This window comes from Gordonia jacobaea (genome assembly GCF_965344965.1).
GTDB classification, from domain to species: domain Bacteria; phylum Actinomycetota; class Actinomycetes; order Mycobacteriales; family Mycobacteriaceae; genus Gordonia; species Gordonia jacobaea.
Genome location: NZ_CBDRLS010000001.1, coordinates 339,822 through 351,679, shown reverse-complemented (window position 1 = coordinate 351,679; position 11,858 = coordinate 339,822). Strand labels below are relative to the sequence as shown.

Genomic DNA, 11,858 nt, shown 5'->3' with positions numbered 1-11,858 from the left:
CGCCTCTCCGCTGAATCCCACCCCTACCCGAAAGGATCGATGCCCAGTGCTCACGGATGCTCCAGCGTCGGTATCCGACGACATCACCGCCGACCTCGACGCGCGCGTGACCAGGCTGCTCGCCACCCACCCGCCGACCGAGACATCCGAAAGTGATTTCCTCGGTGCCCGTTTCGACGCCGGACTGGCCTGGGTGCACTTCCCGGTCGGCCACGGTGGACTCGGAATCGCGCAGACCTATCAGGCCGGTGTCGACGCCGCGCTCGACGCGGCCGGTGCTCCGGGGCCCGCGCGCGGACGCAATGGGATCGGACTGGGAATGGCGGCACCGACGATCGCCGCACTCGGTACCGAGGAGCAGCGTGCCCGTTTCCTACGTCCGCTCTATACCGGCGAACACATCTACTGCCAGTTGTTCAGTGAACCGGGAGCGGGGTCGGACCTCGCAGGCGTGGCAACGCGTGCGGTTCGTGACGGCGACTCGTGGGTGGTCAACGGTCAGAAGGTGTGGACGTCGGGCGCGCACAACGCCCAACGCGCAATCCTGGTGGCGCGCACCGACCCCGGCGCCGTCAAACACTCCGGGCTCACGTACTTCATCGTCGACATGAGTGCACCGGGTATCGAGATCCGGCCGCTGCGGCAGATCACCGGGGAAGCTGAGTTCAACGAGGTTTTCCTCACCGACGTCCGTGTGTCCGATGCCGACCGCATCAGCGACGTCGGCAACGGTTGGCGGGTTGCCACAACGACTCTCAACAACGAGCGGGTTGCCATCGGCTCCGGTAATCCCCGCGAGGGCGGGATGATCGGCAAGCTCGCGCAGTGGTGGCGCCAGAATCCGGACGACCGCGAGCCCGCGGCGTTGGATCGGGTGATGCAACTGTGGATCGACGCAGAGGTCACCCGCCTCGCCGGAGAACGCCTTCGCCAACAACTCGCGGCGGGCCAACCGGGCCCCGAGGGCTCCGCGATGAAGCTGGCTTTTGCCCGTCAGGCACAAGCGATCTCGGGACTCGAACTCGAGTTGGCAGGCGACGAAGGACTGCGCTACGACGACTGGACGCTGCGCCGCCCGGAGACCGTCGACTTCACCGGACGCGGACCCGGATACCGGTACCTGCGGGCAAAGGGCAACTCGATCGAGGGCGGAACGTCGGAGATCCTGCGCAACGTCGTGGCCGAACGCGTACTCGGCCTGCCGCCGGAACACCGCGTCGACAAGGGAATCGCATGGAAGGACCTACCACGGTGACCACAACCGCACCCATGACCGCAACCGCACCTGCCGCCGCGCCGACGACTGCACCGCAGTCCGGGCAGCCGGACCTTGCCTATGGCGATACCGAGGAGGCGCTGCGTGCCGCGGTGCGCAGGCTCTTCGACGACCGCCTCGATCCCGCTGCGCTGTCGGCGAGCTACGACGAGCCGACGGTCGACACCGCTGCGCTCTGGAAGTCGCTCGCCAACGAGATCGGTGTCGCGGGATTGCTTGTGCCCGAACACCTCGGCGGTGCGGGGGCGACCGAGCGGGAGGCCGCTGTGGTCTTCGAGGAGATCGGTCGCGCCGTGGCACCCACCCCGTTCCTGACGAGCGCGGTACTCGCCACCGAGGCGCTCCTACACGCTGGCGACGTCGACACGGTCAGTGCTCTGGCCGCCGGCGAGCAGACGGGCGCACTGTTGATTCCGTTCTCGACGACGCCGGGTGCCGTGTCGGCGTCGGTCGACGTCGTCGACGGGGTCCTGAACGGCAGGGTCGAGACGGTCGCCGGTGCGGCGCAGGCCGACCTGCTCGTCATCCCGGTCAACGGTTCGGACGGGTTGGAGCTGCATGTGGTGGCTACGGATACTGCCGGAGTCGTCGTCGAACCCGTTGTGTCGCTGGATATGACGCGTCCGCTCGCCGATGTCGAGCTGGCCGGGGTCCGCGCCAATCGGGTTGACACCGCCGACGTCGCAACCGCGCTGAGCGCGGCCATCACCACCGCGGTGGCACTGCTGGCCTCCGAACAGTACGGCGTGGCGCAGTGGTGCCTCGACACGACGCTGGCGTACGTGAAGGAGCGCCGACAGTTCGGCAGGGTGATCGGCTCGTACCAGGCGATCAAACACCGCCTGGCAGACATCTGGCTCGAAGTCAGTTCGGCACGGGCGGCCGCCCGCTATGCCGCCGACACCGCGGCTCACGGCGACCTCGACGCGACCATCGCGGCGCACATGGCGGCGTCGTACTGCGGAGACGTCGCCGTACGCGCTGCCGAAGAATGTGTGCAGCTCCACGGCGGTATCGGGATGACCTGGGAGTACCCGGCGCATCTCTACCTGAAACGGGCCAAGGCCGATCAACTCGCGTTCGGAACCGGCTACTGGCATCGCCGACGCCTCGCCGAATTGATCGGTCTCGCAGGCTGACTCCTGCTTACCGCAGGCACGGCCTTCAGCACCGCTTACCCCACAACGACATTCGTAGTCCATAGAAGGAGACACATTCATGAAAGCCTGGCGCGTCAACGAACTCGGTGATCCCCGCGACGTCCTGACCCTCGAAGAGGTCGACACACCCACGGCCGGTCCCGGCGAGGTCCTGGTGAAAGTGCTTGCCACGCCTGCCAACTTCCCCGACGTCCTGCTCTGCCAGGGCAAGTACCAGATCAAGCCGCCGCTGCCCTTCACGCCGGGCGTCGAACTGTGTGGTGAGGTTGTCGCCGTCGGTGAGGGAGTCGATCGTGCCGTCGTCGGCGAGCGGGTCGTCGGAAACCCGATTCTTCCCGGCGGAGCTTTCGCCGAGTACGCGCTGATGAATCAGGCCAACGTCTTTCACGCTCCCGATGCCCTCGACGACGCCGAGGCCGCCGCGTTGAGCATCGGCTACCAGACCGCATGGTTCGCGCTGCACCGTCGGACGCAGATCGCCGAGGGTGACTACCTCCTCGTGCACGCCGCCGCAGGAGGCGTCGGCAGCGCGGCGGTGCAACTGGGCAAGGCTGCGGGTGCGCAGGTGATCGGTGTCGTGGGTGGACCCGAAAAGGCGTTGTACGCCAAGGAACTCGGTGCGGATCTGGTCGTCGATCGACGCTCCGAGGACTTCGTGTCCGCGGTCAAGGAGTTCACCGGCGGACACGGCGCCGACATCGTCTTCGACCCGGTGGGCGGCGACGCCTATGCCGGATCGACCAAGTGCATCGCTTTCGAGGGGCGCATCGTGGTGATCGGCTTCGCGGGTGGCACCATCCCGCAACCCGCTCTCAACCATGCGTTGATCAAGAACTACTCGATTGTCGGGCTGCACTGGGGGCTCTATCAGAAGAAGAACCCGGCCGTTATCGACGAGTGCCATGCCGAACTGACCAGATTGGCCGACAAGGGTCTTGTCAAACCTCTTGTGGGCGAACGACTTGCGCTCGCTGATGTCGCCGACGGCGTCGGTCGCCTCGGCGAGGGCACGACCGTCGGCCGTCTGGTGTTCACTCCCTGAACCCGCCATACACCGCTAAGCGATAACACCAGCACCAGAAAGAACAGACACTCATGCGCGAAGCAGTCATCGTCTCCACCGCACGCACTCCGATCGGCAAGGCGTACCGCGGGGCATTCAACAACACGCAGGCACAAGAACTCGCGGGCCACGCGATCGCGAATGCGGTGTCGCGGGCAGGTATCGAGGGAGGCGAGGTCGAGGACGTGGTGCTCGGTGCCGCCATGCAGCAGGGTTCGACCGGGTTCAACATCGCCCGCCAGGCGCTGCTGCGCGCCGGGCTACCCGATTCGGTGTCGGGCATGAGCGTCGACCGGCAGTGCGCGTCCGGCCTGATGGCCATCGCGACAGCCGCCAAGCAGATCGTCGACGACGGCATGGAGATCGCGATCGGTGGCGGCGTCGAGTCGATCTCGTTGGTGCAGAACGACCATGCGAACAACTACCGGGCTCAGGACCCGTGGCTCGTTGCCAATGTCGGTGATATCTACATGCCGATGCTGCAGACCGCGGAGATCGTCGCCGAACGGTACGGCGTCAGTCGGGAGCGCCAGGACGAGCTGGCTCTGATCTCCCAACAGCGGACCGCGGCGGCGCAGGAGGCAGGTCGTTTCGCAGAAGAGATCGTGCCGCTACGGACCACCAAGCTGGTCGTCGACAAGGAAACGGGTGAGACGTCGGAGCAGGAGGTCATGCTCGATCGCGATGAGGGCAACCGTCCCTCGACGACGAGCGAGTCACTCGCCGGTCTGCGCGCGGTGCTTCCCGACGGAGCCGTCACCGCGACGTCGACCGTCACGGCCGGCAACGCGTCGCAGTTGTCCGACGGCGCGTCGGCGTCGGTATTGATGGAAGCCGCCGAAGCGTCGCGACGTGGATTGCAGCCGCTCGGCGTCTACCGCGGCATGGCCGTTGCGGGATGCGCCCCCGACGAGATGGGGATCGGGCCGGTATACGCGGTGCCGAAACTGCTCAAGCAGCACGGGCTGACCGTCGACGACATCGGTCTGTGGGAGCTCAACGAAGCTTTCGCGTCTCAGGCCCTCTACTGCCGCGACGAACTCGGTATCGATCCGGAGAGGTTCAACGTCGACGGCGGCGGCATCTCGGTGGGTCATCCCTACGGCATGACCGGCGCGCGCTGCGTCGGGCATGCGTTGATCGAGGGTCGACGACGCGGCGTCCGCTATTGCGTGGTGACGATGTGTATCGGCGGAGGTATGGGCGCCGCGGGACTGTTCGAGGTGACCGGCTGAGGGGTCGCCGACCGGGTGGCGGAGCGTCGGCGTGAGCGACTGCGGTTGGTCGGCCTGACCTGCGGCAAGATAAGCTCGGGCAGGTGACCAGGACTCGACGCTCCGGCTCCGCCCATGGCGGTCGGGAGGCTGACGCCGAGACTCGCGCCGACCGCAAGAACCGCACCCGGCAGGCGTTGATCGGCACGACACTCGATCTCGTCGCCGAACGCAGCTTCGGAAGTATCAGCCTGCGGGAGGTCGCGCGGGGTGCCGGCATCGTCCCCACCGCCTTCTACCGGCACTTCGCGTCGATGGAAGACCTCGGCGTCACGCTCGTCGAGGACTCGATGCGAGTGCTGCGACGCACGTTGCGCGAAGGGCGCCGCGACCTCGCCGCCCGGCAGGCACTGCCGACCGCGAAGAACTCACTCGACATCCTGCTGCGGCACGTGCACGACAACGAACCGGCGTTTCGCTTCCTGATCCGCGAACAGCATGGCGGCTTGGCGGAGATCAGGCGGGCCATCGACACCGAGTTGCGGTTGTTCTCGAAAGAACTGGCCATCGACCTGTCGCGGATACCCGACCTCGCCGACTGGAGCGCCGACGACCTCGAACTCGCCGCGGAACTCATCGTGAGCATCATGCTGACCGCCGCCGCCGACATTCTCGACGGCGAGCACCGCGGCAGAGGCGCGGAGTCGGCGATCATCGAGCGCACTCAGCGCCAACTGGTCATCGTGTTTCTCGGGATGGCGCAGTGGGAGCCGTCCGACGACCGTTGACCGGCGTCGTCGAACAGGTGACAGATCGGCGCGTTCCGTCGACTTGAATCCATGCCGATTTCAACTGTGGGCGCCTGCGGCGGCGTCGATGACACTGAACTCCGATTGTGTCCGAGAGCGGACGTCCGCCGAGCAACAGGAGTGTCATGTCCACCGAGAAGATCGCCGACGAGATCAAGTTCGCGTATTGGGTCCCGAACGTATCCGGTGGACTCGTGACGAGCGACATCGAGCAGCGAACCGGGTGGGACTTCGAGTACAACAAGCGCCTCGCGCAGACTGCCGAGAACAACGGATTCGAGTACGCGCTCAGCCAGGTACGGTACGAGGCGAGTTACGGGGCCGAGTTCCAGCACGAGTCGACGTCGTTCAGCCTCGCTCTCCTCGGTGCGACCGAACGTCTGAAGCTGATCGCGGCCATCCACCCCGGGCTGTGGCACCCCGCAGTGCTCGCCAAGTTCGGTGCGACCGCAGACATCTTGTCGGGCGGGCGATTTGCGATCAACGTGGTGAGCGGCTGGTTCAAGGACGAGTTCACCCACCTCGGCGAGCCCTGGCTCGAGCACGACGAGCGCTACCGACGCAGCGGCGAGTTCCTCGAGGTGATCCGCAAGATCTGGACCGAGGACAACGTCGACTACCGCGGAGACTTCTACCGCATCCACGACTTCACCCTCAAGCCCAAGCCGCTCAACACTCCGGAACGGCCCAATCCCGAACTGTTCCAGGGTGGTAACTCCACGGCCGCACGCAACAACGGTGGCCGCTACTCCGACTGGTACTTCTCCAACGGCAAAGACTTCGACGGCGTCACCGAGCAGCTCGACGACCTGCGGGCAGTGGCCCGCGCACACAACCGCGAAGTGCGCTTCGGCCTCAACGGATTCATCATCGCGCGAGACACCGAAGCGGAGGCACGTGACACCCTGCGCGAGATCGTCGAGAAGGCGAACAAGCCTGCGGTGGAGGGCTTTCGGAGTGCGGTACAGCAGGCGGGCAGCTCGACCGGCGACAAGAAGGGCATGTGGGCCGACTCGTCGTTCGAGGATCTGGTGCAGTACAACGACGGCTTCCGCACGCAACTGATCGGTACCCCGGAGCAGGTCGCCGAGCGGATCGTCGCGTACAAGAAGCTCGGCGTCGACCTGATTCTCGGCGGATTCCTGCACTTCCAGGAGGAGATCGAGTACTTCGGCGAGCGTGTGCTGCCGCTGGTGCGCGAACTCGAATCGGCCGACCGCAGCGCGACGGTCTGACGGTGTCAACAGATCCCCACACATCAACCGCGACAGAAGGTTTCACTGATCGGCCGGCAGAGACCGTACCGACCGCTGATCCAGTGGTCGTGCCGACCAGCGCCGCGGAGGCGTTGGCGAAGGCTCGTGAGGTCGCGGCGCGGATCGAGGTCGACGCCGCGTTGCGCGACCGTGATCGCCGACTCCCGTACGCGGAGATCGACGACCTGTCGACGGCGGGGCTGCTGGCGATCACCGTCCCGCAGCGATTCGGCGGTCCCGACCTCGCGCCGAGCGTCGTCGCGGATGTCACCCGACTACTCGCGGCCGCAGACCCCAACGTCGCGCAGATCCCGCACAGCCACTTCGTCTATCTGAACCTGCTCCGTCTCGCCGGTCCGGATGCGTTGGCGCAGCGCATCTTCGGTCATGTCCTGCAGGGTGGTCGGGTCGCGAATGCGCAGTCGGAGCGGGGTGGCAAGACCGTCGCAGACATCAACACCACGCTGCGTCGGCAAGACGACCGATTCGTGCTCGACGGCGAGAAGTTCTACGCGACAGGGTCGTTGTTCGCGCACACCCTTGCCGTACTGGCGCGCTTGCCCGAAGAGTCCGAAACCGGTGACGCCGCAGGCGAGTTCGAGCCGGGCGAGTACATCGCATTCGTGGCGGCCGTCGCTCCGGGGGTCGAGATCGTCGACGACTGGAACGGTCTCGGTCAGCGCACCACCGGGTCGGGGACCGTCAGATTCAGTGGCGTCGACGTGGACCCGGGCGACCTCGTGGCCCGCGCACCGGCCGTCGCTCGACCGACCGGCTACGGCGCATTCGCCCAGCTACTGCACGTCGCGATCGACGTCGGTATCGCGCGCGGCGCACTCGACGCAGCCGCCGACTTCGTGCGCACGAAGTCGCGGCCGTGGTTCGAGGCAGGAGTCGAGCGCGCCGACGCCGACCTGTTGACGGTGCAACGCTTCGGCGAGCTCGGCGTCGAGGTCGCGGCGGCAGAAGCGACGCTCGACGCGGCGAGTAGAGCTGTCGACGCGGCGACGGCTGACGACGTCGACGATCCAGCGCTCACCGCTCAGGCGTCTATTGCCGTCGCTGTCGCCAAGACAGTCGCCGACCGTGCGTCGAATTCGGTGAGCTCAGCGTTGTTCGAGGTAGCGGGCACACGCAGCGCGTCGGCCGAGCTCTCACTCGATCGGTTCTGGCGAAACGCGAGAACACACACCCTGCACGACCCGGTGCGCTGGAAGTACCAGCACATCGGTCGCTGGGTGTTGCGTGGCGAGAGCCCCCCGATTCACGGGGTCATCTGAAGCGGGGGCTATCCGGGGTCGGGTCATCCGAGCGTGTCATCTGAACGGCGGGATTGTGCTGGTGTACCCACGCCAATCCGGCGTGCATCATCTGGCATTCCGGATATCCTCACTCGTATGTTCGCGAATCGGGCGTGTTCACTGTGACTCCGACGCCGTACGATCGGTCGGGTCCCGCCGATGACCATCCGGGCGACGACCAGGCACGAAACGACCCCACCGGCAGTGACCCGGGTGAGTACGGGAACTCCACGCACGCGTACACGGATCCGTCGATCTACCCCGGCACGCCCGAGGGCGCTGGGCCGGGTGCCTACGAGCCGCCGGTGTACTCCGACTACGCCTATCCGGAATCGCCCCGTTCCGAAGCGCCCCGTTCCGAACCGCCCCATTCCGAACAGCCGCAGCCTGGTTCCGCGTATCCGTCGGCCCCTGGGCCGTACCAGCAGTCCGGCTATCCCCAATCCGCGTACCCCCAGTCCGCGTACCCCCAGTCCGGATATCCCCAGCCCGGCTACCCGCAGTCCGCGTACCCGCAGTCGTACCCACCGCCTGGTCGTCGGCAGGGGCGCGACAAATCAGTGATGATCGTGCTGATCTGCATTGCCGTCCTGGTGATCATCGGCCTGCTCATCGTCGGCGCGTACTTCCTGCTCAATCGGAGCTCGGATTCGACAACCGACACGGAGGCGACGCCGACGGTCACGCAGACGGTCAATCCGCCGCAGACCTCCACCGTGACGGTCGGGCCCGCGACCCCGCCGCCGGGCGCGGTCTCCTGTGGCGCAGGGGTTTCCGCGGGTACGTCGGTGACAAGTTGCTCGTTCGCCCAAGCGGTCCGCGACGAGTACCTGCGCACGGGTGTGCAGGGGCAGGCGCGGGTGATCAGCGCCTACAGCCCGGTCACCGGACTGAGCTACGTGATGTCGTGCGGACCGGAGGGCGGCGTCGTCGCCTGCCGCGGCGGCAACGACGCGGTGGTCTATGTCTACTGACCGCCGCGGTCTTCTCGGCGTCATCGGCGTGGTTGCCGTATGCGCTCTTGGCGTTTCGGGCTGTTCGACGGCGGGTCGTGGTGACGGCCAGGTCACTCCTGTCACAGTGACGGTGACCGGGTCGACCACATCGCAAGCGTCTGCGCCTGCGTCGTCGAGCGCTCCCGTCGCGAATCCGCTGGCACGGGGATTCGGGGCGGTGGCTGCACAGGTCGGAGTTCCCGTCGGAGTTGCTCTGGCACCGGTCGGCCGCGGTGACAGCCGTCCGATCATGCTGGGAGACGACACACCTCAGGTGGCGTGGTCGACGATCAAGGTCCCGCTTGCCGTCGCGGCCGAGCGGCAGAACGGTCCGTCGACCGCTGGATCGAACGCGATCATCAACTCCGACAACGCTTCTGCCGAGGCGCTGTGGTCGTCGTTGGGGAGCGATGCTGTCGCCGCCCGTAAGGTGACCGCGGTGCTGCGCGAGGGTGGCGACACTCAGTCGACCGTACCCGCACAGAGGTTGCGCGCCGGATTCACCGTCTTCGGGCAGACCGTGTGGACGTTGCCTGCCGCTGCCACGTTCACCGCCCATCTGCCATGCATGCCGGGAACAGCGCACGTCGTGTCGCTGATGGGTCAGGTCGCAGGCAACCAGCAGTGGGGCATCGAAGTGATGTCGACGCCGAAATCGACTGCAGTGAAAGGCGGTTGGGGTCCTGGTGTCGACGGCTCATACCTGGTCAGGCAGATCGGACTCATCACATTCTCCGACGGACGACAGACCGCCGTCGCCATGAGCGCAGCGGGTGGCTCGATGTCGGGCGGTATCGCCGCGCTCAACGCGATCGGAAATTGGCTCAACCGCAACGCCGCTCGACTTCCGCGCGGTGCCTGCTGATCTCTGAGTGCAGGCCGTTCGCATACATCCTTCGGCGGAACGACAACCAGCAGAGCGCCGGATCCGGTGACGGAACCGGCGCTCTGCCGTAATGATGTCGGTGCGGTGACGGTGTCAGTCGGTACTGGCAGACGACGTCGAATCGCTCGAACTCGATGCCGCGCCACTCGATTCGCTCGATTTGCTCGACGTGTCCGAGGACGAACTGGTCCCGGCGTCCGCTGAGCCCTTGGTGTCCGCAGAGCTCGTGGTGTCCGCGTCGGCGCCCGCGTTCGACGTCGACGATCCGCTCGACGCGGAGCCGTGCGTCGAATCCGAAGACTCAGAGGGCGCATCGGTAGACGACGATGCCGGGGCGGTCGCCGAACTCGAGGGTTGACTGCTCGAGGGCTGGGCGGTCGGGCTCGCCGAGGTGGATTCCTCCGCCGCGGAGGAGGTCTGGGATTCGGCGGACGAACCCGCCGGCGTCGAGCTCGACTCCGTATGTGCGACTTCGGTCTTCGCCGATTCAGCCTTCGCAGACTCGGGCTCCACAGAGTCCAGCGCGACGTTGGTTGTCGCGACGGCGGCTGCGGTCTTGGCGGTATCCGGCGAGGGGGTTGTCTCGGAATCCTTCTTTCCCAGCAAGGTGTCGGCCAGCTTCTGGATGGCCGCGGCCCAATTGTCTGCGGCCTTGTCGCTGATCGTCGGGAACTCCACGCCGGCAAGGGGCGGAACCGGCTTGCCGTTCTTGCCATCCCAGCCGTCGCCGAGGAGCACTCCCACGGTCTGTGACAGACCCTCCATTGCGCCGATGGGGCCGACAGCTTGGCCAGGAATGTCGAGGGTGAGGGGGAAACCCAACGCATCTGTAGTGACATTCATGCCGATGCTGTTCAGGATCGACCCGCCTGGCGCGGTGATCGACGTGCCGTTGGGGCCGTCGTAGGACCCGCGTCCGACCGAACCAGGGGTGAACAGGCCGCCGAAGGCGATGTCGAGTGAGTTCAGTGTCGTGCTACCGAGTAGGCCGGTCTCGTTGATAATCGGAGTCAGAGCGGTGAGATCGAGTGTTGCACCGTTGAAAACCGCTCCAACGACGTTGGCCGGAGCGGAGAACACATCGGAAAAGACCGCATCGGGATCGCCCGCTTGGATCGCGGCCGCGATGGCGATTCCGCTGTTGAGTACGGCGACGGCCGGGCTGATCACGGGGCCGACAAGACCGATGAGCACGCCACTCATCGGCGACGCCAACACGTTCATGATCGCGGTGATCGTCGCCGGATCGATCGGTCCGCCCTCAGGAAGAAACTGCGGTAGCAGCTGCAGCACCAGCCCGTGCAGGCCGTCGACCGTGTGATCTTTCGTCTGCGCGAGCGTCTCGTCGCTCGCGCCGATACCGGTGACACCGGTGATCACGGCTTCGAGGTTGGCCCGCATCTTCTTCAAGACATCGTCGGCCTGTGACGGATCGTTCAGAACGTCGTTGAGATACTTCGACTGATTGGAAATGATCTGTTGCAGGGGCAGCCCTGGAGCCAGGAAGTAGTTATGGGCAAGAGTCGCAGCATTTTTCGACGCCTCGTTGAAGGCGTCGATGTACGGCTCGAGTGGCTTCCAGTCGGCGGCGAGACGAACGGTCGCCTCGGTGGTTGCCTTGTATGCGGTGGGTACCTCGGAATGAACGCCGGGCGCGACGGCCATGACGCTCGCACCGGCGATGGCGACACCAGCGGCAACCCACGCACGGGGGATTTTTTGGGAACTTCGATATCGCCTTGCAGGGCGATTGGAGCTGAACGCTGCACGGACTCTCCTCGGGGCATGTGCAAGAACTTGAGTGCGGTCTGAACGTAGAGCCAGAAGGAGCTGAGAGAGGGGCTTTTCGAAAAGTTTGTTTTGGTACACGAAGCATTAACTAGGGGTGTTTCGCGGTG

The 11,858-nt window shown here is 65.9% G+C and carries 10 protein-coding genes; 9 read left to right on the top strand and 1 reads right to left on the bottom strand.

Annotated features, from left to right (window positions below):
• Positions 1 to 46: 46 nt before the first annotated feature.
• The 9 genes from ACRVY7_RS01575 to ACRVY7_RS01535 all read left to right on the top strand — a co-directional run bounded on the left by ACRVY7_RS01575 (position 47) and on the right by ACRVY7_RS01535 (position 9,939).
• Positions 47 to 1,255, top strand: coding sequence for an acyl-CoA dehydrogenase family protein (locus ACRVY7_RS01575; protein WP_431815741.1), 1,209 nt, complete (start codon positions 47 to 49; stop codon positions 1,253 to 1,255).
• A gap of 14 nt (positions 1,256 to 1,269) precedes the next feature.
• Entirely contained in the window at positions 1,270 to 2,415 is a 1,146-nt protein-coding gene (locus tag ACRVY7_RS01570; RefSeq protein WP_431816372.1) for an acyl-CoA dehydrogenase family protein, read from the top strand.
• A 79-nt stretch (positions 2,416 to 2,494) separates the two neighbouring features.
• Entirely contained in the window at positions 2,495 to 3,478 is a 984-nt protein-coding gene (locus ACRVY7_RS01565; protein WP_431815740.1) for an NADPH:quinone oxidoreductase family protein, read from the top strand.
• A 53-nt stretch (positions 3,479 to 3,531) separates the two neighbouring features.
• Positions 3,532 to 4,734, top strand: a complete 1,203-nt coding sequence (locus ACRVY7_RS01560) for an acetyl-CoA C-acyltransferase (protein ID WP_431815739.1) — start codon at positions 3,532 to 3,534, stop codon at positions 4,732 to 4,734.
• Between the two features lie 83 nt (positions 4,735 to 4,817).
• The gene (locus ACRVY7_RS01555) at positions 4,818 to 5,501 is read left to right on the top strand and encodes a TetR family transcriptional regulator (protein ID WP_431815738.1); all 684 of its coding nucleotides are present in this window, start codon (positions 4,818 to 4,820) and stop codon (positions 5,499 to 5,501) included.
• A gap of 146 nt (positions 5,502 to 5,647) precedes the next feature.
• On the top strand, positions 5,648 to 6,757 hold the full coding sequence (sfnG, locus tag ACRVY7_RS01550) for a dimethylsulfone monooxygenase SfnG (RefSeq protein ID WP_431815737.1): 1,110 nt from the start codon (positions 5,648 to 5,650) through the stop codon (positions 6,755 to 6,757).
• A gap of 83 nt (positions 6,758 to 6,840) precedes the next feature.
• Positions 6,841 to 8,058 carry an SfnB family sulfur acquisition oxidoreductase gene (locus tag ACRVY7_RS01545; protein WP_431816371.1) on the top strand — a complete coding sequence of 406 codons (1,218 nt, stop codon included), beginning with the start codon at positions 6,841 to 6,843 and terminating at the stop codon, positions 8,056 to 8,058.
• 143 nt (positions 8,059 to 8,201) lie between these two features.
• On the top strand, positions 8,202 to 9,053 hold the full coding sequence (locus ACRVY7_RS01540) for a flagellar basal body-associated FliL family protein (RefSeq protein WP_431815736.1): 852 nt from the start codon (positions 8,202 to 8,204) through the stop codon (positions 9,051 to 9,053).
• Positions 9,043 to 9,939, top strand: coding sequence for a serine hydrolase (locus tag ACRVY7_RS01535; RefSeq protein ID WP_431815735.1), 897 nt, complete (start codon positions 9,043 to 9,045; stop codon positions 9,937 to 9,939). Before ACRVY7_RS01540 ends, ACRVY7_RS01535 begins: the two co-directional genes overlap by 11 nt.
• Positions 9,940 to 10,053: 114 nt before the next feature.
• On the opposite strand, the gene gjpA is transcribed toward ACRVY7_RS01535, so the two are convergent.
• The gene (gene gjpA / locus ACRVY7_RS01530) at positions 10,054 to 11,625 is read right to left on the bottom strand and encodes an outer membrane porin GjpA (protein ID WP_431815734.1); all 1,572 of its coding nucleotides are present in this window, start codon (positions 11,623 to 11,625) and stop codon (positions 10,054 to 10,056) included.
• Positions 11,626 to 11,858: the final 233 nt, after the last annotated feature.

Excerpts from the sequence above, each read along its gene's own strand:
- ACRVY7_RS01560 (WP_431815739.1), top strand. The coding sequence starts at position 3,532 with ATGCGCGAAGCAGTCATCGTCTCCACCGCACGCACTCCGATCGGCAAG.
- ACRVY7_RS01565 (WP_431815740.1), top strand. The coding sequence starts at position 2,495 with ATGAAAGCCTGGCGCGTCAACGAACTCGGTGATCCCCGCGACGTCCTG.
- ACRVY7_RS01535 (WP_431815735.1), top strand. The coding sequence starts at position 9,043 with ATGTCTACTGACCGCCGCGGTCTTCTCGGCGTCATCGGCGTGGTTGCC.
- ACRVY7_RS01570 (WP_431816372.1), top strand. The coding sequence starts at position 1,270 with ATGACCGCAACCGCACCTGCCGCCGCGCCGACGACTGCACCGCAGTCC.
- gjpA (WP_431815734.1), bottom strand. The coding sequence starts at position 11,625 with ATGGCCGTCGCGCCCGGCGTTCATTCCGAGGTACCCACCGCATACAAG.
- sfnG (WP_431815737.1), top strand. The coding sequence starts at position 5,648 with ATGTCCACCGAGAAGATCGCCGACGAGATCAAGTTCGCGTATTGGGTC.